Below are 23,550 nucleotides of genomic sequence, written 5' to 3' on the forward strand. Positions count from 1 at the left end.
TCGTCTCGAAATCGAAAGCCGGTGCATTCGAAGACGATCTCGCCTTCGGGTTAGCAGATGAAGATTGATGAAATGAAAATCGAAAAGACTAGACACCGTCTCGGTGGCGAAAAGCGGGCAGCCGCGCCATCGAAATCGGAGGCGCGATCTATCGCTTTGCGTTCATTGGTCTTTCTGGCTGCCGATGACGACCGTATGGGGCGTTTTCTGGCGCTCACCGGCGTCGATCCCGGCGATATTCGCGCGCTCATGGGGGAAGAAGGGTTTCAGATCGCTCTGCTCGCGCATGTTTGTGGCGACGAGCCGCTGCTCATTGCTTTTTCCGCCGAGGAAAATCTTTCGCCCGAGAGCGTCGTCGCGGCGATGATGGCGCTATCGGGGCCCATCATGGATTGAGGCGCGAAAGCGGCGCAAAAGCGCCCATGCCGAATCAACGCCATTTTTCGTCATGATTGCGCATCGTCCAGGCTCTCCGCGCCCGCTTTGGCGACGATGCCGTCCTGAAACGATTGCACGCCGGAAACGCCGATCGCCCCGACGATATCGCCGCGATAGACGAGCGGCAGGCCGCCCTCCACCGCAGTGATCCCGGGCAGGCTCAGCATGGCGGCGCGGCCGCCGGCGACGATGTCTTCCAGAGCCTTGGTCGGACGCTTGAACAGGGCCGCGGTGCGCGCCTTGTGCGTCGCGATCTCGGCGGAGGCGGTCTGCGTGCCGTCGAGGCGCTGCAAAAGCACGAGATGGCCGCCGTCGTCGACGATGGCGATGACGACGCTCCAGCCGTTCCCGATCGCTTCGGCCTCGGCCGCGGCGGCGACGCGCCTGGCGTCGGCGAGAGTGAGAGCGAATCGTGTCTGCATCGGCCGAGCGTCCTGTCCTTCGCAACCGCAGCGAGCGGCGGGCTTGCGCGCCGGCGCCCGCTCGAATAGGGAGGTTACGAGACACGAAACGGCCGGGACGCGCAAGCCGGCCGCAGCGCCGAGCCGAAGTTTCGGCCCCTTTTCTCAGTGAGACCGCATGTCCCTGGTCATGCCGCTTCCCGAGCAGGCGATAATGGCGCGCCGCGAGGAGCTGCTCGCGCGCCTGCGCGCCATATTGCCCGCCGCCGACGTCATCGCCGACGAGACCGCGCGCCGCGCCTATGAATGCGACGCGCTGGTCATGTATCGCGCGCTGCCGCTCGTCGTCGCTCTGCCGGAGACGGTGGCGCAGGTGAGCGCGATCATGGCGCTGGCGCAGGAGATGAATGTGAAGTTGGTGCCGCGCGGCGCTGGCACCTCGCTCTCCGGCGGCGCGCTGCCGCTCGAGGACGGCATTCTGCTCGGAATGGCCAAATTCAACCGCATATTGGAAGTGGATTTCGAGAATCGCTGCGCGCGCGTGCAGCCCGGCGTGCAGAATCTCGCCATCTCGAAAGCCGTCGAATATGCGGGCTTCTATTATGCGCCCGATCCCTCCTCGCAGATCGCCTGCACGATCGGCGGCAATGTCGGCGAGAACGCCGGCGGCGTGCATTGCCTCAAATATGGCCTCACCACCAACAACATACTCGGCCTCGAGATGGTGCTGATGGGCGGCGAGGTGCTGCGCCTCGGCGGCAAGCATCTGGACAGCGAGCTCTATGATCTCATGGGGCTCATGACGGGCTCGGAAGGGCTGCTCGGCGTCGTCACCGAAGTCACTGTGCGGCTGCTACAAAAGCCGGTTTCCGCGCGCGGCCTGCTGCTCGCTTTTCCGACGGTGGAGGCCGGCGCGCGCTGCGTCGGCGCGATCATTGCGCGCGGCATTATTCCGGGCGGCCTCGAGATGATGGACGCCGCCACCATTCGCGCGGTGGAGAGTTTCCAGCCCTGCGGCTATCCGCTCGACGCCGGCGCCATCGTCATCGTCGAATTGGACGGCACGCCGGCCGAGGTCGACCATCTCGTCGCCGTGGTGGAGGAGATCGCCCGCGCCGAGGGCGCGACGGAGACGCGGATCTCGCAGAGCGAGGCGGAGCGGCTGCGCTTCTGGGCGGGGCGCAAGAACGCCTTTCCGGCGGTGAGCTGCATCGGGCCGGATTATCTCTGCATGGACGGCACGATTCCGCGCGGTCGCCTGCCGGAGGTGCTCACGCGCATGGACGGGCTGGCGAAATTTCATGGGCTGCGCGTCGCCAATGTGTTCCATGCCGGCGACGGCAATCTGCATCCGCTCATTCTCTATGACGCCTCCAAGGAGGGCGACATAGAACGCGCTGAAAAGCTCGGCGCCGATATTCTGCGCCTCTGCGTCGAGGTCGGCGGCGTGCTGACTGGCGAGCATGGCGTCGGCGTCGAGAAGCGCGATCTGATGGGCGAAATGTTCGACGAGGCCGATCTGGAGCAGCAGCAGCGCGTGAAATGCGCCTTCGATCCGCAGCATCGTCTGAACCCAGGCAAAGTGTTTCCGACGCTGCATCGCTGCGCCGAGCTCGGCATGATGCATGTGCAGGGCGGCAAGCTGCCGTTTCCCGAGCTGCCGAGGTTTTGAGGATGCCGGCCGTTTTCCAACGATCGATGTGCGCGCTTCCTTCTCCCGCTCGCGGGAGAAGGTGGCCTCGCGAAGCGAGGTCGGATGAGGGCTCGCGTCAGCTCGCGGTCTCTTTTTTATTCGCGTCCGAGAACGCGGTAAATCGCGGCGGCCCTCATCCGACCCGGCTTCGCCGGGCCACCTTCTCCCGCGAGCGGGAGAAGGGACGCGAGCCCATCGCATGCGCCTGACGCCGGGAGACGAAGCCGATGTCGCCGACGCGATCCGCGCTGCGATCGCCGAAGATGCGCCTTTGTCGATCGAAGGCCATGGCTCCAAATCGGCTCTCGGCCGCGCGACGCAGCGCGAGCAAATCCTCTCGCTCGCCGCGCTCACGGGCGTCACGCTCTATGAACCGCAAGAGCTGGTGCTGACGGCGCGCGCCGGCACGCCCTTGCGCGAGATCGTTGCTTTGCTCGATGCGCAAAATCAGCAATTGGCCTTCGAGCCGATGGATCATGCGTTGCTTCTCGGCGGCGCGCGCGACGACGCCACGATCGGCGGCGTCGTCGCCGTGAACGCCTCCGGCCCGCGGCGCATAAAGGCGGGCGCGGCGCGCGATCATCTGCTCGGCTTTCGCTGCGTCACCGGTCGCGGCGAGATCGTCAAATCGGGCGGCCGCGTGATGAAGAATGTCACTGGCTATGATCTTTCCAAGCTCGTGACCGGCTCCTATGGCACGCTCGCGGCGCTCACCGAGGCGACGTTGAAAGTCCTGCCCAAGGCGGAGACGGAAGAGACGCTGCTGCTGCGCGGTCTCGGCGAGGAGAAGGGTCTCGCAGCGCTGCGCAAGGCGTCCGGCTCGCCTTTTGAAGTGTCGAGCTTCGCCTATGATCCGCAGGGCGACGCGGCGGCGCTGCGGCTCGAGGGGCCGGAGATTTCCGTCGTGACGCGCCGCGACGATCTCGCCGCTTTGCTCGCCTCCGTCGGCGCCGCGACGGACGTGCTGCGCGACGCCGAGAGCAGCGCTTTCTGGATTCATCTGCGTGACGCCGCGCCGGTGGCGGAGGGCGAGGGCGTCATATGGCGCGTCTCGCTCGCGCCGACCGATGGTTTCGCTTTCGTCGAGCGGCTGCGCGGCGCCGGCGCGCCTCTCGTCGCGCATGTCTATGATTGGGCCGGTGGCCTCGTCTGGCTGCGGCTCGAGACAGCGGCGGACGCGCATGCGCCGGCGATCCGCGCGATCGTCGATGCGCTCGGTGGCCATGCGACGCTCATCCGCGCCGACGCCGATATTCGCGCGCGCGTCGATGTGTTCCATCCGCAGCCTTCTGCGCTGGCGGCGCTCACGCGGCGCGTGAAGGAGGCCTTCGATCCGCGCTTCATTCTGGAGCGCGGGCGATTGCGCGCGGAGTTCTGATGTCGCGGACGCCCCCTCCCCAACCCTCCCCCGCTGCGCGGGAGAGGGTTGGGGAGGGGGCGTCTTCGACCCGCACGAGACAAGTCACGAGACGCGATGCTGACGCATTTCTCCCCCGAGCTCCTCGCCGATTCCGACATGTCGCAGTCGGAGAAAATCCTGCGCGCTTGCGTGCATTGCGGCTTCTGCACGGCGACATGCCCGACCTATCTGCTGACCGGCGACGAGCTCGATTCGCCGCGCGGGCGCATCTATCTCATGAAAGAGATGCTGGAGAACGGCCGCGCCGCAGACGAGCGCACCGTGCGTCACGTCGACCGCTGCCTCTCCTGCCTCTCCTGCATGACGACCTGTCCGTCGAGCGTGCATTACATGCATCTCGTCGATCATGCGCGTGCACATATAGAGAAGACCTATCGGCGGCCGCTCCTCGATCGCATGTTGCGCGCGACGCTCGCTCATCTGCTGACGCGGCCGGCGCTGTTCCGGCAGTCGCTGCGCGCGGCTTCGCTGGTGCGGCCTTTCGCCGGAATGCTGCCGCGTCGCTTGCGCGACATTGTCGCTATGGCGCCGGCGCGCCTGCCGGCGCCGTCGCCCGTCGATCGTCCCCAGAGTTTCGCTGCGCAGGGCGCGCGCAAAATGCGCGTCGCTCTGCTCAGCGGCTGCGCGCAGACCGTGCTCGACACGAAGATTCATGAGGCGACCGTGCGTCTGCTGACGCGTCTCGGCGTCGAGCTGGTGGTGGCGGAAGGCGTCGGCTGTTGCGGCGCGCTGCCGCATCATCTCGGCAAGGCCGCAGAGGCGCATGGACTGGCGCGCCGCAATATCGAAGCCTGGACGCGCGAGATCGAGCGCGGCGACCTCGATCATATCGTTATCGACACCTCCGGCTGCGGAACGACGGTCAAAGACTATGGCCATATGTTCCGCGACGATCCCGCGCTCGCGGAAAAGGCGGCGCGCATCGCCGCTATGGCGCGCGATGTGACGGAAATCGTCGCCGCGCTCGATTTCGCGCCGTCGACGGACGTCGGAAAGCTGCGCGTCGCCTATCATTCCGCCTGCTCGCTGCAGCATGGGCAGAAGATCGCCGATCTGCCGATGGAGTTGCTGCGCCGCGCCGGCTTCGATGTCGTTCCCGTCCCGGAGAGCCATATCTGCTGCGGCTCGGCGGGAACCTATAATCTGTTGCAGGGCGAGCTCGCGAGCGCGCTACGCGAGCGCAAAGTGGCCAATATCGAATTGGTCGCGCCTCGAGCGATCGCCGCCGGCAATCTCGGCTGCATGATTCAGATCGGGCATGGGACGGCGATTCCCATTGTCCATACGGTGCAATTGCTGGACTGGGCGAGTGGAGGGCCGAAGCCGCTTTCCTAGAGTGTTTTCGAGCGAAGTGGGAACCGGTTCGCGTGAAGAAAACACGACAGTAAGGGAATCTAGAGTCTTTCCGGTTCAATCTGAACTGGAAAGACTCTAGAGCCGATCGGTCAGCGCAAAAAGCCGACGATGTCCTTCACCGCATCCATATTCGTGCGCGCCAAGTCGCGCGCCCGCGCGGAGCCGTCGCGCAGCACATTGTCGATATAGGCTTCGTCCGCCATCAGCTTGCGCATCTCGGCGGTGATCGGCGAGAGCTTCGCCACGGCGAGATCGACGAGGGCGACTTTGAAGGTCGAGAAATTGGCGCCGCCGAATTCGCCGAGCACATCGGCTTTCGTGCGCTGCGACAGCGCCGCGAAAATGCCGACGAGATTATCCGCCTCCGGCCGTCCCTCCAGCCCCTTCTCCTCCGACGGCAGAGCGTCGGGGTCGGTCTTGGCCTTGCGCACCTTCTGCGCGATCTGATCGGCGTCGTCGGAGAGATTTATGCGCGAATAATCGGACGCGTCCGATTTCGACATTTTCTTCGTGCCGTCGCGCAGGCTCATCACGCGCGTCGCCGGGCCGGAGATCAGCGGCTCCGGCAGCGGGAAGAAAGCATCGCCGAAACCATTGCGCGCGATCGATTCGGCGAAGTCGTTGTTGAACTTCTGCGCAATATCGCGAGACAGCTCGAGATGCTGCTTCTGATCCTCGCCGACCGGCACATGGGTGGCGCGATAGAGCAGAATATCGGCCGCCATCAGCACCGGATAGTCGAGCAGGCCCATGGAGGCGTTCTCGCGATCCTTGCCGGCCTTGTCCTTGAACTGCGTCATGCGGTTCAGCCAGCCGATGCGGGCGACGCAATTCAGCACCCACGCCAGTTCGGCGTGCTCGGCCACCTGGCTCTGATTGAAAACGATGTTCTTCTTCGGATCGATGCCGCAGGCGATGAAGGCAGCGGCGATCTCGCGCGTGTTGTTCCTCAGCGCGATCGGGTCCTGCGGCACGGTAATGGCGTGCAGGTCGACGACGCAATAGAGGCAGTCGAAGCTCCGCTGCAGCTCGACGAATTTGACGATCGCGCCGAGATAATTGCCGAGATGCAGATTGCCGGTGGACTGCACGCCGGAAAACACGCGCTGCGGGAAGCTGGTCATGGATGAGCGCCGACTGGTTCGAGATCGGCGGTTCTTATGACAATGCGGGACCCCGAGCGCAAGTATCCCGCTCGCGTCTCATCCCGGCTCGCGTCTTTTCCCGGTTCGCCTCAGGCGCCGGACGCCGCCTTCTCCGCCGCCGCCCAGGCCTCATAGCCGCCGTCGAGGCTGTAGACCTCGGCAAAGCCCATATCGGCGAAAATGCGGGCGAAGGACTGGCTGGAATTGCCGTGGTAGCAGCAGACGATGACCGGCGTCTCCTTCGGCGTCTCGAACAGATAATAGTTCAATTCGTCCTGCGAGGTGTTCTCCGCGCCCTCTATGTGCCCGCGCGCGAAGGATTGGGGGTCGCGCACGTCGAGAACGAGCGTCTCGCCGCGGCTGATGACGTCGCGCGCGCCGGCGACGTCGATCCTGCGAAAGTCTGCCATTGTTCGGTCTCGCGCTTTTAAAAGGCGCCCTCGGCGCCGCTCCGGCCGCGCCATGCGAAGACGGGGCCAAGTGTGCGTCGGCCGAACGAAAGGAGCTGACGGAAGAGGCGTTTTTTACCTTCCCTCGAGGGGCTATCGAATGCACACCATCATCCTCGCCCCCGCGACGTCTTGGCCGGGCTTGTCCCGGCCATCCACGCCAACACGCCGAGGCGTCTCGAAATTTTGGCTTTTGGCGTGACGCCGAAGCTCCAGTGGCGCACGCCATGAGATGAAATCCGTCGATAGTTGGCGCTTTCCTTTGGTTTCTCAGCCGCTTGGCGTGGATGGCCGGGACAAGCCCGGCCATGACAGCCGTAGTGTTTCGCGATGTGTGAATCCGATAGCCTCGAAGGGGAGGGTGAACGCGCCCCTTCCTGCTTTCACCTTGCCCGGCCATCCCCCGCTCTCGACAATCGGCGCAGCCTCGTGTATGGCGACGCGTCCAAATCAAAACAGCGTCCCGAAACGCTCGCCAGAGCGCCCCTGCGGCGAAAAGGCGAAACGGCAGGAGTTTTTTCATGCCCTCCATCATCGAGCAACTCGACGCCGAGCAATCGGCCCGCCTTCTCGAAGGCAAGTCGATCCCGGAATTCCGCCCCGGCGACACCGTCATCGTCAATGTGAAGGTGAAGGAAGGCGAGCGCTCCCGCATCCAGGCCTATGAGGGCGTGGTGATCTCCCGCCAGGGCGGCGGCATCAACGAGAGCTTCACCGTCCGCAAGATTTCCTATGGCGAGGGCGTGGAGCGCGTGTTCCCCCTCCATTCGCCGCTCATCGACTCGATCAAGCTGGTCCGCCGCGGCAAAGTGCGCCGCGCCAAGCTCTATTATCTGCGCGACCGTCGCGGCAAATCCGCCCGTATCGCCGAGCGCATCGACAACAAGACGAAGGCCAAGGACAAGGCCGCGCCCGCGGCCGAGTAAGGCCCAAAGCTTTCCCCATCATCGCGAGCGTGGCGGAGCGATTCTGTGCGGCGATAGGCCCCCAGGATCGCTTCCGTCGCTTCGTCGTCTCTATCGAGCCGTGAAGAGAACCGATGAGCAAAATCCTGTTCTGGGATTTCGAGGGCGTCGTCGCGCGCCGCGAGCCGGAATGGCGGCTGGTGGAGGGCGCGGCGGAGGCGCTGGCGGCGCTCGCCGCCAAGGGCTGGACCCATATCGCCTTCGCCGCGGGGACGCCGGACCTCGCCGCTGTGGCGGACGGGCTCGGTCTCGCCGGCCGTTTCGCGAAGCTCTATGACGCCGGCGAGGGCGCGGAGCCGTTGGCGCGGGCGATCGAGGCCGCGCGGCCTTTCGATCAGGCTTTCGTCATCGCCGCCAGCGTGTCCGGCGCCGTGCTGCCGGCGCGGGCGGCGGTGGTGCCGTCCATTCTGGTCGGCGACGCCTCGCCGCTCGCGCAATTCTGCTGCGAATCGGCATCGGAGATCGAGCTGGCGCTCGACACTTGGACCTCGATGCGACGCTCTTTCTTCGTCGAGCCGTAACGCGAGTCGCTACGGCTCAGCTCCCGGACGAATCGAGCGGCGCGTTCAATATCCATCTGTGGCCGAACGGATCGCGCAGCGCGGCGTAGCGCGTGCCCCAGAAAGTATTGGTCGGCTGCGTCTCGACCTTGGCGCCGAGCTGGCTGGCGCGGGCGACGATGTCGTCGACCTCCTGCGCCTTGTCATATTCGAGGCTCACCGAGGCGGTAACCTGCTCGCCGGGAAGCGGCGGGCGGGCGTGGCCGAGCTCGGGGAAGGCGTCTGCGAGCATCACCGAGCCGCCGTTGATCGTCAGCTCGCAATGGGCGATGCGCATCCCGTCGACCGAGGGCATCAGCGCCCGCTGCTGCGCGCCGAAGGCGGCGGTGTAGAAAGCGATCGCGCCGGCGGCCGGCGAGACGGTGAGATAAGGCGAGACCCTCGGCCGCTGCATGTCATTCCCTCGCCGACATTTCCCCCGCGGCGACCTCGTCGCCCCAGTCTTTCTTTTTTATAGGCGCGAATGTCTGCTTATCGCGCTTTGCCACCGTAACTTCCTCGATTCCCGTCGCAGCGCAAAGCTTTATCCTTAATCCATGCTTGAGAACGTCCGGCCGAGCCAACATACGCGCCGACGCCGGCTCGATGGCGGCTTCGGCTCGGGTCGCGACCAGATAGGCGAATTTCTCGTCCTCGAAGGGCGAGTCGGCGCCTTTGAGCAGCTTGTGGTCGCGCGAGCGGGCGAGCCGCACCGAGAAATGGCACCAATCCGGCGCCTCTAGCGGGCAGGGCGCCGAATGCGGGCAGGGGAGGGAGACCCGCGCCCCGGCCGCGACGAGCCGCGCCCGCATCCGCATCAGCCGCGCATGGTCGCGCGGCGTGCCGGGCTCGACGAGGACCAGCGCTCCCGAGCAGCGGCTCCAGGCGGCGTCGACGGCGGCGTCGAGCTTTTCCTCGGCGATTTCCGTCAAAGCGTAACTCGCGACGACGAGATCGAAAGCCGCGCCGAGATCGGGCGGCGCGGCGAGATCGCCGGCGATGATTCTCGCCTCGGCCAGCGCCTCGCCGGCGAGCCGCCGGGCGAGCGCCAGAAAGGGCGCGCTACGGTCGAGCAGCACATTCTCGCCCATTTGCGGCCAGACCTCGCGTGCGGCGAGGCTCGCCGTCCCGAGCCCGGCGCCGAGATCCAGCATTCGACGCGGAGCGAGATCCGGGGCTCGTTCGGCGAGGCGGCCGAGCGCATGAATGGTCGCCGCATAAGTGGCCGGAAGGCGATAGAGGGCGTAGGCGAGGGCGTCGTCTTCGTCGAGAATCGCCTCCGCCGTCGTCCGGCCGGCGCGATAAAGGGCGGAAATGCGCGTCGTTCGCTCCGCCAGCGCCCGGCGGGAGCGCTCGTCCAATAGGCGCGCCAGCGCGGCCGTGAGCTCCTGTGGCGGCGCCGTCGAAAATCGCATCACGTCGAAGAGGCCTCCCGCTCGGGCGTCGCCGAGATTACATACTTCCAAGCCGACCGGGTTGCGAGTAGAACAGCCTACCGGGTTCGGTCGAGACCGAATTTGCGGCTCTTTTTACGGCAGTTCGGAGCAGGAACGAGACAAATGGCAGGACGCCCGCGCACGCTCTACGACAAGATCTGGGACGATCATGTGGTTCATGAGCAGGAGGACGGCGCGTGCCTCATCTACATTGATCGCCATTTGATCCATGAGGTGACGAGCCCGCAGGCCTTCGAGGGGCTGCGCGTCACCGGCCGCAAGGTCCGCGCGCCGCAAAAGACGCTCGCCGTCGTCGACCATAATGTGCCGACGACCGACCGCTCTCTGCCGATCACAGACCCGGAGAGCAAGGCGCAGGTCGAGCAGCTCGCCATCAACGCCGCGGAATTCGGCGTCGAATATTACAATGAGCATGATGCGCGGCAGGGCGTCGTGCATATCGTCGGCCCGGAGCAGGGCTTCACTTTGCCCGGCACAACGATCGTCTGCGGCGACAGCCACACCTCCACCCATGGCGCTTTCGGCGCGCTCGCCCATGGCATTGGCACCTCCGAGGTCGAGCATGTTCTGGCGACGCAGACGCTGATCCAGAAAAAGGCCGCCAATATGCTGGTGCGCGTCGACGGCAAGCTGGCCGAGGGCGCGACCGCCAAGGACATCATTCTCGCCATCATCGGCGAGATCGGCACCGCCGGCGGCACCGGCCATGTGATCGAATATGCGGGCGAGGCGATCCGCGATCTCTCGATCGAGGGCCGCATGACGGTCTGCAACATGTCGATCGAGGGCGGCGCCCGCGCCGGCCTCGTCGCGCCGGACGAGAAGACCTACGAATATCTCCGCGGCCGCCCCAAGGCCCCGCAGGGCGAGGTCTTCGAGGCGGCGTGCCGCTATTGGGAAACGCTGCGCAGCGACGAGGGCGCGCAGTACGATCGCGAGATCGTCATCGACGCGGCCGCTCTGCCGCCGATCCTCACCTGGGGCACCTCGCCCGAGGATGTGATCCCGATCACCGGCCTGGTGCCCACGCCGGACAGCGTCGCCAATCCGGCCAAGCGTCAGGCGATCACCCGCGCGCTGGACTATATGGGCCTCGCGGGCGGCGAGAAGGCGAGCGACATTGCGATCGACCGCGTCTTCATCGGCTCCTGCACCAATGGCCGCATCGAGGATCTGCGCGCCGCCGCCGCCGTGATCGCCGGCAAGACGGTCAGCGGGCGGGTCAACGCCATGGTCGTGCCGGGCTCGGGCCTCGTCAAGGCGCAGGCCGAGGCGGAGGGGCTGGACAAGGTGTTCACCGCCGCCGGCTTCGAATGGCGTGAGCCGGGCTGCTCCATGTGCCTCGCGATGAATCCGGACCGGCTGGCGCCGGGCGAGCGCTGCGCCTCGACCTCGAACCGCAATTTCGAGGGCCGCCAAGGATTCAAGGGCCGCACGCATCTCGTTTCGCCCGCCATGGCGGCGGCGGCGGCGATCGCCGGCCATTTCGTGGATGTCCGCAGCTGGAGGTAAGTCTCGCATGGCCTCGCCTCTCGATGACAGCGCTCTCGCCCAGCTCCGCGCCCCTTCGCTCGAGGACCTCGAGGTGCTGGCCGACGCGGCTTTCGCCTCGCTGCCGTCGCGCTTCACGCGGCTCTGCGAAGGTCTCGTGATCCATGTCGAGGATTTCCCGGACGAGGAAATTCTCGAGGAGATGGAGTGCGAGACCGAATTCGATCTCTTGGGGCTGTTCCGCGGCCAGGGCCTCGCGCAGCGCGACGCGACGGCGCACACGGGCGAGCCGCCGAATATGATCTGGCTCTATCGCCGTCCGATTCTCGATTATTGGGCGGATGGCGAGGACACGCTGCAAGAGGTCATCACCCATGTCCTCGTACATGAGATCGGCCATCACTTCGGCCTCTCGGACGAGGATATAGAGGAGATCGAGCAAAAGGCGGGGTGAGGCCTCACGCGTGCGGCGCCGGAAAACGCAGCTCGGAGCGCAGGCCTGTCACGCCGGCCTCGATCGTGACCGCGCCGCCGAGCTGCTGCGCGAGGGAGCGCGCCAGCTTCTGCCCGAAACCCGCTCCCTTCGATTCCATCGACAGGAGCCCGACGCCGTCGTCCTCGATCGTCAAGGCGAGATCGTCGCCGTCGCGGGCCAGCCGCACCTTCACCGTTCCCGCGCGATCTTCGGGAAAGGCGTATTTGATCGCATTGACGACGAGCTCGTTGACGATCAGCGCGACCGCGCGCGCCTCGTCCACGGGAAGCGCGCAATCGGCCACCTCCGTCCGCAGCGCGATCGGCCGCACGCCGATGAGCGCCAGCCGAAGATTGGCGCAGAGATCGTCGATGAGCGGCTTCATCGAGACGTCGGACAGGCCACCGTGCTGGAGCAGCACATAGACTCGGCTCACCACCGCGACGCGGCTCGCGGCCGCGAGCAATGACGCCCTCGCATGTTCCTCCTCGAGCGCGCGTCCCTCGATCTGCAGCATCGAGGCGATGAATTGCAGATCGTTCTTCGTGCGATGCGTCATCTCCTCGAGATACAGCTTCTTCAATCGCTCGGTCTTCGTCGCATGCGCTTGGGCGGCGGCGGCCTCGACGTCGCGCCGGTCGAGCGCCTCGAAGAGCGCTTGCAGCACATAGACAATCGCTAGAGCGATGCAGATGAACAGCACGAGCGCAAAGGCCTCGGCGGGATCGGAAACGGCGAAGCCTTCGCCCTGAAACAGAAAATAGGCGGCCAGCGCGGCGCTGAAGGCCGCCGACCAGCCGCCCGCTTCGCCGCCGAAGAGCAGAGCGGAAAATAGGACGGCCGGAAGGAATAAGAGAAGCTGGCCCGGCGGCAGCTTGTCGCGTAGCAGCATCTGCGACGCGAGCGCGGCCAGCGTCAGACCGGACGCCGCGAGATAGCGCGCCCAGGCGGGCAGGGTCCTGGAGCGCGCGGCAAGCGCGAAAAGCTCATGCATGATCTGTCTCGGTCGTGACCGCCTATGAAGAGCAGGATTTTTCTCGAAAAACCGGTCTCCACTTTTTCGAAATCCTGCTCAGCTCGGCAGCCGCATCGTCACCTCGAATGTAGCGCCCTGCAGGGGCTGCGACCGCGCCGTCAGCGTCCAGCCGTGGCGATCGGCGATCGTTTTGCAGATGGCGAGGCCGATGCCGGTGCCCGGATATTCCGCCTTGCTGTGCAGGCGCTTGAACGGCTCGAAGATCGCTTTGGCGTATTTCGCCTCGAAGCCGACGCCATCGTCGCAGATGGAGAGGCGCAGCAATCCGTCCTCGACATGGCCGGCGATGGCGATGCGCGGCGTTTCCCCCGGGCGGCGGAATTTTATCGCATTGCTGACGAGATTATGCATGAGCCGCGCGAATTGCGGCGGGTCCGCCTCGAATTCCACGCAGGGCGCGTCGAGGCTGACATCGGCGCCCGATTCCTCGATCAGCTCGGAAAGGTCGGTCAGCGCCGATTGGATCTCGACGCGCAGATCGCGCCGCTGCACTTTGAGCGGCGCCTCGACGACGCGCGAATAGACGAGCAGATCCTCGACCAGCTCGCGCGCGCGCAGCGCCGAGCCGCGCATCACCTCGCTCGCATAGGACACATCCTTGTGGTCCGAGGAGGCGACGGCGGCGTCGAGCATTTGCGAGAAAGCGACGATCTTGCGCAGCGGCTCCTGCAGATCATGCGAGGCGACATAGGCGAAGCGGGCGAGCCGCTCATTGACGCGCTCGAGCTCGACGATGCGCTGCTCCAGCGCGCGCTCGGCCTCGAGCCGCGCGGCCTCCTCGCGCTTACGCTCGGTGACGTCCTGCGCATAGCCGTGCCAGACGACGGAGCCATCCGCCTGACGCACCGGCTGCGCCTGCGTCTCCAGCCAGATCGAGCCCTTGGACGGATGATTATAGCGGAACTCCTCGCGCAGCAGCGTCATCTGCGCCGCCGAGCGGGCGAAGCCGGCGCGCATGCGCTCGCTGTCGGCGGCGTCGATGCGGCGGAGCAGGGGCGCGGCGTTGGTCGCGATCTCGTCCGGCGCGACGCCGAAGACGGTGCGCACATTCTCGGCGAGATAGGGGCAGGAGCCCCAGCCGCCCGTGTCGAGCCGGAAGGAGAAGACCACGCCCGGCGCCGCCAGGGCGACGCTGCCGAATTGCTCGACGAGCCGCGCATTCTGCGCCGCGAGACGCTTCATCGCGTGGAGCGTCTCCAGATTGTCGATATGGGTCAGCGTGCGCTGGAAGGCTTCGCCGACCACGATGATGACGCTGTTGGTCGTGAGGAAGGTGGCGAAGGCGAGCGCGTCTTCGATGCCTGCGATCGACGCGAGCCAGAGCTGGGCGACCGCGGCGCTGATGAGCAGCGTCAGCACGCCGGAGACCGCGCCGCCGGTGAAGGAGGCGACGAGAACCGGGAGATAGAAGGTGACATAGATGTGGCCGCTGCTCTCGCCCGCGATGACCACGCGCCAGATCAGGCCCGCCGCCGCGGCGAGGAATCCGATGGCGATGCGCCAGGAGAGCGGCGAGCGATACCAGCGCGCGAGCCGGGGCGCGAGCGCGGCGAAGATCGCGCGGACGCGGCCATGGTCGGCGCGCGGCAGATCGGAACTCGCCGCAGACGTGGGCGGCCCTTTGAGGCTCGACATGATTCGGCTCGCTCGAGGGCGCGGCGGACGCCTGCCTTCGCTCCTATGCGCCGGCGCCTCGGCTCATTTATGACCGAAAGGGGCGCATTAGAAGGTCCTGCGACGATAAGCCCGTCACACCGCCCTGTTTCCCGGTGTCTGGCCCTGCTCGTAATTGGTGCCGAACACATAGTCCCACCAGATCGCATGAACGCCGAAGCCGCGCTCCGGATCGCGGAAATGATGCAGCATGTGCAGCCGGCGCACCAAATGGCCGAGCTTCGATTTGGGCTGTCCGTGATGCGTCCAATAATGCACGCAGTCATAGAGCACATAGCCGGCGATGAAGCCCGCCAGCATCGGCCAGGCGAAGTCTCCGCCGACGATGAGGCGAATGAGCGTCAGCGCGATCAGCATGATCGGCGCGGAGAGCAGCGGCGGCATGACGAGGCGCAGCGGATCGCTCGGATAGATGTGATGCACGCCATGGATGAGGAATTGGAAGCGCGGCCCGAGCCCGAAAGGCAGCGCGAACACCGTGTGGAACAGGAAGCGATGACCGAAATATTCGGTGAGCGTCCAAGCCAGATAGCCCATGAGAAAGGCGAGGAGAATATAGCCCGCGCTGGCGTAGCCGCTCGCATAGGCGATGAGCCAGAGAATGATCGGACCATAGACGAGCGGCGGGGTCAGATGATGGACGCGCGAATATTTGTCGAGAATATCGCTCTCGAACAGGCGCGGCGACGCGGCGAGCGCGTCATTTTCGATCGCAGTCATGGGAACTCTACTCCGCCGGGACGGGGATGGGCTGCGCGGCGCTGGCGAGCTCCACATTGGCGGAGCGCGTCTGCAACGAATAGCGCGGGTCGAAGACGAAGGTGACGAGCAGGGCGAACCAGGAATAATGGCTGCCGAGCGGCTTGTAGAACTCGGGCGCCATTTCGGTGAGCTCCGGCAGGCGCCGCCACGGGATCTCGTGAAAGTCGTGATGCTCGTTGTGATAGCCGATGTTGAGCGCGACTTTGTTGAGCGGGCCGTAATAGTCGAACGTGCCCTGATTGGGGCCGAAGGCGAAATGCTCCTGCACCCAGCGCGCGCTCAGCGGATGCAGTCCGCCGACCGAGAACCAGAAGGAGAGCGCCAGATAGAGCAGCGCATTCGGGCCGAACGCAAAGAGCACGAAGAGATCGAAGAGAAGGATGACGGCGGCGTTGACATAGGTCCAAAAGCCCATGAACGGCACCGTGCCTTTGAGCCGCGACAGGCGCGCCAGCTGGATCGCCGGGAAGAAGAACAGCCACAGCGCCTTGCGCCATGTGCTATTGCCGACCCACTCCACTTCCCAGCGGCTCGGAATATCGGCGTCATAGTCATAGGCCGACAGATGCGAGTGATGCTTGATGTGATAGCAGCGAAAGCCCATCGCCGTCGGGAAGGCGTTGGGCAGATCGGCGAGCAGCGCCGTGAGCTTGTTGTAGAGCGGGTTGTCGAACACGCAATTGTGGATCGCGTCATGGATGGCGACGAAAGCCGCGTGATTGGCGAAGGCGCCGACGCAAATGGCCAGCAGCAGGGTGAGCGGCCAATAGGAGAGGCCGAGCCAGCCGAGAATGGCGGCGATCAGCAGCTGCCCGGCGAATATGCCCGCGGTGATCTTGAAAGTGACGTCGTCCTTGCCGAACAGCGTCTTCACTTCCGGATGCGCCTCGAGAATGAGGCGACGGCGCTCGACATGCGAGCGATCGGCGGAGGACGTCGAAGAAATCGAGATGACATTCATGGAGTCGCCCCTTCTCTCACAGCCTCGGATGAAACAGCCGGCGCGCCGGCGACGCGCTTCTCATAGATGCGGTGAATCTTGTCGATTTTGCCGCCGAACATTTCGATCGGCTTGCGCATCCCCATATTGTCCTCGAGCACCCAGCCGGCCTCGAGAGCGACGATATTCGCGTCGACGCAGCTGCGCCGGCGCATATCCTCGATCATCGACAGCAGAATCGCCCCGCCGGTGGCGCTGTTCTGCAGCGCCTTGCGCGTGCCGAGCAGCAGCAGACGCGCGGTCGAGAATTTGTGCTTGCGGATGCGCGAGATCAGCTTGAAGATATTGAACGGCAAGAGCTTGCCGTCGAAATCGGCGGTGATCTCGTGCAGATTGGGCAGCGCCACCGCGAAGGAGACCGGAGCGCCGTCGAATTCGAGCACGATGCCGAATTCCGGCGGCATCACATATTTCATGAGGTCCGCGAAACCGTCGAGCTCATCCTTGCCGAGCGGCACGAAACCCCAATTGCCGCGCCAGGCGTCGTTGAACAGATCGGACATCAGCGCGGTTTCGCCTTGCTTCAAATGATCGCGGTCGAGCTGGCGAATCTTCAAACGGCCGCGCCATTCGCGGCGGTCGGCGATGCGGCGTTCCTTGCCGAGGTCCTGGTCTGCGGCGAGATGCCGATAGGAGATCAGATCCTTGGCCTTCTCATAGGCCAGCGATTCGACGAGCGGCGACAGATAGGGCGGGTGCCAGGGCATCAGAAACATGGGCGTCGCTTCGAAGCCTTCGATCAGCACGCCGCTTTCGCCGTTGATGTCCGGCGAGAATGGGCCGACGATGGTCTGCGCGCCGCGCGCGCGCAGCCAGTCTTCGGCCGCCCGCGTCAGCGCGCGCACGACCTCTATGTCGTCGATCGCGTCGAGTGAGCCGAATTGCCAGCGCGAGGCGGAGACCGGTTGGATCTCGGGCTTATAGACCTGCGCGCCGATGCGGCCGACCCATTTGCCGTCCTTGCGCGCCAGGAACTCCTGCGCCTCCACATGTTTGAAATGCGGATTGAGCTTGTGGCTGTAGAGATTCCAGCGCTCGGCGTCGAGCGAGGGCGCGAAGCCTTTCGCGCCTTTATAGATGAGACGCGGCAGCTTGCAGAAGGTCAGGAATCTCGAAAGATTATCGACGGGAACAATCTCGACGCCGGCCATAGCGAACACCTATCGAGCTAGAGGAGCAAACGAAAGCGGGCAAATCGACGCGGGACACAGCGAGCAGCCAATAGCGAGCAGGGTCTATTCGCTATTCGCTACGCTCGTTCGCCGCCTCACCCGCCGACGCCGGCCATCGCCTTGCGCACCAATTCATGCGCCTCGGCGGCCACCGGCGGCAGATCGCGCAGCGCCTCGATCACGCCTTTGATTTCCGCTTCCGAATGATTGGCCGAGAGGAAGAAGCGCAGCCGCGGCTGGTCCTTGGGCACGCCGATCTGCACGATCGGCGGCACATAGAAGCCTTTGCCGAGCAGATGCTGCGAGGCCCACATGGTCTCGACGCTGTCCTGGAACAGAATCGGCACCACGCCGCGGCCGATCGCCGGCCCGGTGCTCAGCCCATTGGCGTGGGCGTAGTCGCGGAACAGCTCCGCATTGCGCGCGAGCTTGCCGACGCGCCAGCTCTCCTCCTGCATCAGCCGCAGGGCGGTGCGCGCGGCGGCGAGGATCACCGGCGACAGGCCGACGCTATAGACGAAGCCCGGCAGCGTATAGCGGAACCAGTCGATGACCGGCTTTCTCGCGCAGACGAAGCCGCCGCAGGAGGCGAGCGTCTTGGACATTGTGCCGACGACGAGATCGAGGCGGCCGGGATCGACGCCCTGCAGCTCGGCGAGGCCGCGGCCGGTCTCGCCCAGCACGCCGAGCGAATGCGCCTCGTCCACCATCAGCCAGGCGTCGTGACGCTCTTTCAGCTCCACGAGGCGCGGCAGATCGGCGGTGTCGCCGTCCATGCTGTAGATGCCCTCGACGACGATGAGCACATGGCGGTAGTCTTCGCGCTTCTTGGCCAGCAGATGGTCGAGATGCTCGAGGTCGTTGTGGCGGAATTTGATCACCTCGGCCGAGGAGGCTTCGCAGCCGGCGACGATGCTGTTGTGGGCGAGCTCGTCGATGAGCAGCGCGTCGCGCTTGCCGAGCAGCCAGGAAATGGTCGTCACATTGGCGAGATAGCCGGAGACGAGCGTCAGCGCCGCCTCCATCCGCAAGAATTCGGCGATCTCCGCCTCGAAGGGCTTGTGCGTCGAGCGCTCGCCGCCGACGAGGCGCGAGGCCAGCGCGCCGACGCCGAGCCGATGCAGCTCGCGCTCGGCCTCCTCGACGATCTTCGGATGATTGGCGAGGCCGAGATAATCGTAATTGGCGAAGCTGACGAAATGCGTTCCCTTCGCCTCGAACTCGCTGCGCAGCCGGTCGATCTGCGCGAAGAAGGGGTCGTGATATTGGAGGAGCGCATTTCCGGCGAAACGAAATCGTCTCGATGCGTAGTCTGAAAGGCTGCTATGCTTCGCCACTTAATGCGTCATCCCGAGTCTCGGGCCGCGCGATTTGGGCGCGGCGCGTCATTGGAAGCCGGCGCCCGATTCCTCGCGACGCCCGCGGTCGGCCCGCAGGCTTAGCATCCTTCGGCGCCATAGCGCCAGCGAAAGCATCGTGTCGCAATCGTGTCGCAATTGTTTCGCCGGGGCGGGGATTTCCCCTGCGGCGGAACTTGCTCTATTGGCTCTGGCGATGACAGACGCTCCGCATCATCGCTCCCGGCCGCACGCCGAAAGGGCCTCCGCTCTGCGGCTGCGCGTGGAGGCGCTCGCCGTCGCCCGCGGGGGGCGGCGCGTGCTATCTGGCCTCGGCTTCTCCCTTTCCGCCGGCGAGGCGCTGATCGTCACCGGCCGCAATGGGGCCGGCAAATCGACGCTTTTGCGCGCTCTGGCCGGCCTTTTGCCGCGCCTGTCCGGCCGCGTCGAGATCGAGGGAGCCGAGGAGGGGGAGGAGGCCGCGACGCTGCTTCATTATCTCGCCCATGCGGACGGGCTGAAGGCGCCGCTCACCGCGCGCGAAAATCTGGAGTTCTGGGCGCAGTTTCTGGGCGGCGAGCCGGATCGGCGCAGCCTCGAGCCGGGAGAGGCGCTGGAGCGGGTCGGGCTCGCCCATCTCGCGCAGACGCAAGTCGCCATGCTCTCCGCCGGCCAGAAGCGTCGCATCGCGCTCGCCCGCCTGCTCGTGGCCTTCCGGCCGCTCTGGCTGCTCGACGAGCCGACCAGCGCCCTCGACGCCGCCTCGCGGGCGCGGCTCGCCCGGCTGATGACCGAGCATCGGGCGCTCGGCGGCATGATCATCGCCGCCACACATGAGCCGCTCGGCCTCGAGGATGCGCGCGAGCTGGCGCTGGGGGCGAATTCGTGAGCTCGCCGCTTCTCGCTCTGTTCTTGCGCGATCTGCGCGTCGCCCGCCGCATCGGCGGCTCGGCGACGATGGGCGTGGTGTTTTTCCTGGTGATGGTGTCGATCGTCCCCTTCGCCATTGGCCCGGACCCCGATCTTCTCGCCCGCATCGGCCCGGCGATATTGTGGATCGCGGCGCTGCTCGCGAGCCTGCTTTGCCTCGATCGGCTGTTCCAGGCCGATTTCGAGGACGGCTCGCTCGATCTCTTTCCACTCGGCCGCGCGCCGCTCGAGCTCGCGGTTCTGGCCAAATGCGCGGCGCATTGGGTCGCCACCGGCCTGCCGCTGACTTTGGTGGCGCCTTTCCTGGGCTTGATGCTGCAACAGGAGGAAATGGCGCTCGTCGCCGTGACCGCGACGCTGCTGGCCGGCACGCCCGCCCTGACGCTGATCGGCGCGATCGGCGCGGCGGCGACGGTGACGCTGCGCCGCGGCGGCCTGCTGATGGGGCTGCTGGTGCTGCCACTGACGATTCCGGTACTGATTTTCGGGGTCTCGGCGGCGGAGGCGGCGACCGGCGGGACGGTATCCTTCGCCGCGCCTTTCGCCATTTTATGCGCGATCAGCCTGGCGTCGCTGGCGCTGTGCCCTTTCGCGGCGGCGGCGGCGTTGCGGCATTCGGGGGAGTGAGGAGAAATCGTCCTCGGTTGTTCGGCGTCACCCTCTGGCCAGCAGCGCCGTTATGCAATCGATGAAACGCGCTGCGGCGGCGATCGCCTCGTCTGCGTCGGCAGGCGTGACGTCGGCGCCGGGACGCGCGCCATAGTCACTGATTTCCTTGTAGATATATGCTTTCGCAAGAAATTTTGGCAGCGACCTGTCGATCGCTCCGCTCTCTTTCGCCAAGCGGGCAAACTCGGCCCGCGCGCCGGAATGGGTCTTCACGCTCTTGCCGGTCGCTTCGACGATGAAGGCTTCGGCCGCGTGGAAGGCGGCATAATAGGCGCAGCGGGCGGCGACCTTGGCGAGCCCGATCGCGACGATCTTTCTGGCGTCGCTCAAATCTTCGCGCGCCTTGTCGAGATAATCGGCCGCCTCCGCCTTCACAACTCCACGCCTTCGCGGCGTAACGCTCCCATCAGCGCCGTCGGATATCGATAGGCCGCAGCCAGGAAGGGCAGGGCGTTGATGACGGCGCCGGTGTCGTAGAGGATGTCGGTCTCGATCTCCGCGATCCGATCCGCCTCCCGTCCGATGCTTTCAATATCCCCGAGAAAAACCGCGACGTCATAATCCGAGTCGGGACGCGCGTCGCCGCGAGCCCGCGATCCGAACAGCACGACGCGCCGAAGCCTCTGGCCGTAAGCATCGCCGAGCGCGGCGCGGAACCGGCGCATGATCGGATCGATCGCTGTCGTCATCGGCCGAACATCGCTCCCGTCCCGCTCAATACAACCCGCCCGTCCCGCTGCCCACCTGCTTGTCCACATCCTGCGCGCCGCCGGATTGCAGCCCGCCGTCGCTGCCGGCGGCGGAATAGGAATCGGGCGGCGCGGTGCCGGGCTTGAACGCCTCCAGGATCGAGCCGGAGCCCTTGGACCGCAGGCCCGAATGCGGGTCGACCGTGATCAGCTTTATGCCCGGCGGCACGCGGAAGGGCACGTCCGGCTTGTCCTTCAGCGCCACCATCATGAAATCGCGGAAGATCGGCGCGGCATAGGTCGCCGCCTGCGCGCTCTTGCCCTCGCCGACCGGCCGCGGCCGGTCGTAGCCGATATAGACGCCGACGGCGAGATCGGGCGAGAAGCCGACGAACCACAGATCCTTGGCCTCGTTGGTGGTGCCCGTCTTGCCGGCGAGATGCTTGCCCACCGCCTTGATCGACTGGCCGGTGCCGCGTTCGATGACGCCCTCCATGATCGAGGTGATCTGATAGGCGGTCAGCGGATCGAGCACCTGCTCGCGCTTGTCGATCAGCTTGGGCTCGTTCTGGCTCTCCCATTTGGGCGCGTCGCAGCCCAGGCACTGGCGCTCGTCATGGCGGTAAATCGTCTTGCCCCAGCGGTCCTGAATGCGGTCGATCAGCGTCGCCTTCACCCGCTTGCCGCCATTGCAGAGCATGGAATAGGCGGTCACCATGCGCATCACCGTCGTCTCGCCGGCGCCGAGCGCCATCGGCAGATAGAGCGGCATGTCGTCGTAAATGCCGAAGCGCTTGGCGTATTCGGCGATCAGCGGCATGCCCACGTCCTTGGCGAGGCGCACCGTCATCATATTCTTGGAGTGCTCGACGCCATAGCGCAGCGGATGCGCGCCAGTGCCGTGGGCGCCCTCGAAATTCTCCGGCGTCCAGCTCTCGCCATTGGCCTGCACGATGGTGATCGGCTCGTCCAGAATGGAGGAGGAGGGCGTGTAGCCATTGTCGAGCGCAGTCGCGTAGACGAAGGGCTTGAAGGAGGAGCCCGGCTGGCGCAGCGCCTGCGTCGCGCGGTTGAACTCCGACTGATCGTAGGAGAAGCCGCCGACCATGGCGAAGACGCGGCCCGTATAGGGGTCCATCGCCACCATGGCGCCGGAGATTTCCGGAATCTGCCGCAGCCGGAACTGGCCCGGCCTTCCGGAGAGCGGCTCGACATAGATGACGTCGCCCGGCGTCAGCGCGGCGCGCATGCTGCGGCCGGCCCAGCGCATGCCCTCCTGGCCGAGCTGGCCGGCCTCGCGCTCGCGCGCCACCTCGCCGGATTTCTCGCGCCCCGGCTGCAGGCCGATCTTCGCAAAACTGTCGTTGACGTCCAGCACCACGGCGAGACGCCAGGGCTTCACATCGCCGAGCGCCGGAATATCGGCCAGCGGCAGGCCCCAATCATAGGAGATGTCGATATGGCGCATCGGGCCGCGGAAGCCATGCGCCTCGTCGAAGCGCACCAGGCCGTCGGCGAGCGCCTTGCGCGTGATGGCCTGCATTTTGGGGTCGAGCGTCGAGCGCACCGAGAGGCCGCCCTCATAGAGCTTCTTGTCCCCATATTTGTCGAGCAGCTCGCGGCGCACCTCCTCGGCGAAGAAGCCGGCGACATAGGTGTTGGGCGAGGTCACGCGCGGATTGACGCCGAGCGGCTCGGTCTTGGCCTTGTCGCCGTCCTTCTGCGAGACGAAGCCGTCGGCGACCATGCGGTCGATGACGTAATTGCGGCGCTCCACCGCGCGGTCGCGATGCAGGAAGGGATGGTAGTTGTTCGGCGCCTTGGGCAGGGCGGCGAGATAGGCGGCCTCGGCGATCGTCAGCTCATAGACGGATTTGTTGAAATAATTCAGCGCCGCGGCGGCGACGCCATAATTGCCGAGGCCGAGATATATCTCGTTGAGATAGAGCTCGAGGATGCGGTCCTTGGGATAGGCCGCCTCGATGCGGAAGGAGATCAGCGCCTCGCGGATCTTGCGCTCGAAGCTGCGCTCATTGCCGACGAGGAAGTTTTTCGCCACCTGCTGGGTGATCGTCGAGGCGCCCTGCATATGGCGGCCGCCCTGGGCGAGAATCGAAACGGCGCGGGCGATGCCCTCGAAATCGACGCCGTTGTGCGTGTAGAAATTCTTGTCCTCGGCCGAGATGAAGGCCTGCTTGACGAGCGGCGGAACCGCCGAGCTCGGCAGGAACAGCCGGCGCTCGCGCGAATATTCGGCGAGGATGGAGCCGTCATTGGCGTGGATGCGCGTCGTGACCGGCGGCTCGTAATTGCGCAATTGCGCCGTGTCCGGCAGATCCTTCGAGAACACGTAGACGATGCCGGCCGCGGCCGCCACGCCGATCAGGAAGACGATGGCGCCGGTCGCGAAGAGGAAGCCGAAGAACCGGACGAGCAGACGCATGAAGGATGA

The 23,550-nt window shown here is 65.6% G+C and carries 24 protein-coding genes; 10 read left to right on the forward strand and 14 right to left on the reverse strand.

The window, feature by feature from the left end; genetic code table 11:
• Positions 1-72 precede the first annotated feature (72 nt).
• Positions 73-396: a DUF3572 domain-containing protein gene (locus AC6IY7_RS13420; protein ID WP_497779767.1), complete on the forward strand. Its 324-nt coding sequence runs from the start codon at positions 73-75 to the stop codon at positions 394-396.
• Positions 397-446: 50 nt separating this feature from the next.
• Here AC6IY7_RS13420 and AC6IY7_RS13425 read toward each other — a convergent pair whose 3' ends face one another.
• The gene (locus AC6IY7_RS13425) at positions 447-860 is read right to left on the reverse strand and encodes a GlcG/HbpS family heme-binding protein (RefSeq protein WP_497779768.1); all 414 of its coding nucleotides are present in this window, start codon (positions 858-860) and stop codon (positions 447-449) included.
• Positions 861-1,017: 157 nt separating this feature from the next.
• On the opposite strand from AC6IY7_RS13425, the gene AC6IY7_RS13430 reads away from it, so the two are divergent.
• From AC6IY7_RS13430 to glcF, 3 genes are all read left to right on the forward strand, one after another.
• Positions 1,018-2,511 (forward strand): FAD-linked oxidase C-terminal domain-containing protein, encoded by a 1,494-nt coding sequence (locus AC6IY7_RS13430; RefSeq protein ID WP_497779769.1) that lies wholly within the window; start codon positions 1,018-1,020, stop codon positions 2,509-2,511.
• Between the two features lie 220 nt (positions 2,512-2,731).
• A complete protein-coding gene (gene glcE, locus AC6IY7_RS13435) occupies positions 2,732-3,910 on the forward strand; it encodes a glycolate oxidase subunit GlcE (RefSeq protein ID WP_497779771.1) in 1,179 nt (392 codons plus the stop codon).
• 96 nt (positions 3,911-4,006) lie between these two features.
• Positions 4,007-5,287 carry a glycolate oxidase subunit GlcF gene (gene glcF, locus AC6IY7_RS13440; protein ID WP_497779774.1) on the forward strand — a complete coding sequence of 427 codons (1,281 nt, stop codon included), beginning with the start codon at positions 4,007-4,009 and terminating at the stop codon, positions 5,285-5,287.
• A 110-nt stretch (positions 5,288-5,397) separates the two neighbouring features.
• On the opposite strand, the gene trpS is transcribed toward glcF, so the two are convergent.
• Both trpS and glpE read right to left on the reverse strand, forming a co-directional pair.
• Entirely contained in the window at positions 5,398-6,432 is a 1,035-nt protein-coding gene (gene trpS / locus AC6IY7_RS13445) for a tryptophan--tRNA ligase (RefSeq protein ID WP_497779775.1), read from the reverse strand.
• 110 nt (positions 6,433-6,542) lie between these two features.
• Positions 6,543-6,863 carry a thiosulfate sulfurtransferase GlpE gene (gene glpE / locus AC6IY7_RS13450; RefSeq protein ID WP_497779776.1) on the reverse strand — a complete coding sequence of 107 codons (321 nt, stop codon included), beginning with the start codon at positions 6,861-6,863 and terminating at the stop codon, positions 6,543-6,545.
• 560 nt (positions 6,864-7,423) lie between these two features.
• Here glpE and rplS point away from each other — a divergent pair.
• Both rplS and AC6IY7_RS13460 read left to right on the forward strand, forming a co-directional pair.
• Positions 7,424-7,828: a 50S ribosomal protein L19 gene (gene rplS / locus AC6IY7_RS13455; protein WP_497779777.1), complete on the forward strand. Its 405-nt coding sequence runs from the start codon at positions 7,424-7,426 to the stop codon at positions 7,826-7,828.
• 113 nt (positions 7,829-7,941) lie between these two features.
• The gene (locus AC6IY7_RS13460) at positions 7,942-8,388 is read left to right on the forward strand and encodes a hypothetical protein (protein WP_497779778.1); all 447 of its coding nucleotides are present in this window, start codon (positions 7,942-7,944) and stop codon (positions 8,386-8,388) included.
• Positions 8,389-8,404: 16 nt separating this feature from the next.
• Here AC6IY7_RS13460 and AC6IY7_RS13465 read toward each other — a convergent pair whose 3' ends face one another.
• A complete protein-coding gene (locus AC6IY7_RS13465; protein ID WP_497779780.1) occupies positions 8,405-8,821 on the reverse strand; it encodes a VOC family protein in 417 nt (138 codons plus the stop codon).
• Between the two features lies 1 nt (position 8,822).
• The gene (locus tag AC6IY7_RS13470) at positions 8,823-9,821 is read right to left on the reverse strand and encodes a small ribosomal subunit Rsm22 family protein (protein WP_497782841.1); all 999 of its coding nucleotides are present in this window, start codon (positions 9,819-9,821) and stop codon (positions 8,823-8,825) included.
• A gap of 144 nt (positions 9,822-9,965) precedes the next feature.
• On the opposite strand from AC6IY7_RS13470, the gene leuC reads away from it, so the two are divergent.
• A complete protein-coding gene (gene leuC, locus AC6IY7_RS13475) occupies positions 9,966-11,375 on the forward strand; it encodes a 3-isopropylmalate dehydratase large subunit (RefSeq protein ID WP_497779781.1) in 1,410 nt (469 codons plus the stop codon).
• Between the two features lie 7 nt (positions 11,376-11,382).
• Positions 11,383-11,808, forward strand: a complete 426-nt coding sequence (locus AC6IY7_RS13480; protein WP_497779782.1) for a metallopeptidase family protein — start codon at positions 11,383-11,385, stop codon at positions 11,806-11,808.
• Between the two features lie 4 nt (positions 11,809-11,812).
• On the opposite strand, the gene AC6IY7_RS13485 is transcribed toward AC6IY7_RS13480, so the two are convergent.
• The 6 genes from AC6IY7_RS13485 to AC6IY7_RS13510 form a co-directional block, all read right to left on the reverse strand.
• Positions 11,813-12,823 (reverse strand): sensor histidine kinase, encoded by a 1,011-nt coding sequence (locus AC6IY7_RS13485; protein ID WP_497779783.1) that lies wholly within the window; start codon positions 12,821-12,823, stop codon positions 11,813-11,815.
• Positions 12,824-12,901: 78 nt separating this feature from the next.
• Entirely contained in the window at positions 12,902-14,500 is a 1,599-nt protein-coding gene (locus tag AC6IY7_RS13490) for a sensor histidine kinase (protein ID WP_497779784.1), read from the reverse strand.
• A gap of 114 nt (positions 14,501-14,614) precedes the next feature.
• Positions 14,615-15,259 carry a sterol desaturase family protein gene (locus AC6IY7_RS13495; protein WP_497779786.1) on the reverse strand — a complete coding sequence of 215 codons (645 nt, stop codon included), beginning with the start codon at positions 15,257-15,259 and terminating at the stop codon, positions 14,615-14,617.
• Between the two features lie 7 nt (positions 15,260-15,266).
• Positions 15,267-16,262 (reverse strand): fatty acid desaturase, encoded by a 996-nt coding sequence (locus AC6IY7_RS13500; RefSeq protein ID WP_497779788.1) that lies wholly within the window; start codon positions 16,260-16,262, stop codon positions 15,267-15,269.
• A complete protein-coding gene (locus AC6IY7_RS13505; RefSeq protein WP_497779789.1) occupies positions 16,259-17,452 on the reverse strand; it encodes a hypothetical protein in 1,194 nt (397 codons plus the stop codon). The genes AC6IY7_RS13500 and AC6IY7_RS13505 overlap by 4 nt, the downstream gene beginning before the upstream one ends.
• A gap of 116 nt (positions 17,453-17,568) precedes the next feature.
• Positions 17,569-18,810 carry an aminotransferase class I/II-fold pyridoxal phosphate-dependent enzyme gene (locus AC6IY7_RS13510; RefSeq protein WP_497779790.1) on the reverse strand — a complete coding sequence of 414 codons (1,242 nt, stop codon included), beginning with the start codon at positions 18,808-18,810 and terminating at the stop codon, positions 17,569-17,571.
• A gap of 217 nt (positions 18,811-19,027) precedes the next feature.
• Between AC6IY7_RS13510 and ccmA the strand changes: the two genes are divergently transcribed.
• Together ccmA and ccmB are read left to right on the forward strand one after the other, a co-directional pair.
• On the forward strand, positions 19,028-19,699 hold the full coding sequence (gene ccmA, locus AC6IY7_RS13515) for a heme ABC exporter ATP-binding protein CcmA (RefSeq protein WP_497779791.1): 672 nt from the start codon (positions 19,028-19,030) through the stop codon (positions 19,697-19,699).
• A complete protein-coding gene (gene ccmB / locus AC6IY7_RS13520; protein WP_497779793.1) occupies positions 19,696-20,367 on the forward strand; it encodes a heme exporter protein CcmB in 672 nt (223 codons plus the stop codon). The genes ccmA and ccmB overlap by 4 nt, the downstream gene beginning before the upstream one ends.
• Before the next feature lie 27 nt (positions 20,368-20,394).
• Here ccmB and AC6IY7_RS13525 read toward each other — a convergent pair whose 3' ends face one another.
• The 3 genes from AC6IY7_RS13525 to AC6IY7_RS13535 are packed head-to-tail and all read right to left on the reverse strand — an operon-like array spanning position 20,395 to position 23,541.
• Complete coding sequence (locus AC6IY7_RS13525; RefSeq protein WP_497779795.1) at positions 20,395-20,784, reverse strand: HEPN domain-containing protein; 390 nt, start codon at positions 20,782-20,784, stop codon at positions 20,395-20,397.
• Positions 20,781-21,098 (reverse strand): nucleotidyltransferase domain-containing protein, encoded by a 318-nt coding sequence (locus tag AC6IY7_RS13530; RefSeq protein ID WP_497779798.1) that lies wholly within the window; start codon positions 21,096-21,098, stop codon positions 20,781-20,783. Before AC6IY7_RS13530 ends, AC6IY7_RS13525 begins: the two co-directional genes overlap by 4 nt.
• A gap of 25 nt (positions 21,099-21,123) precedes the next feature.
• Positions 21,124-23,541, reverse strand: a complete 2,418-nt coding sequence (locus AC6IY7_RS13535) for a penicillin-binding protein 1A (protein WP_497779800.1) — start codon at positions 23,539-23,541, stop codon at positions 21,124-21,126.
• Between the last annotated feature and the right edge of the window lie 9 nt (positions 23,542-23,550).

It is taken from the genome of Methylosinus sp. is20ea, assembly GCF_059718135.1.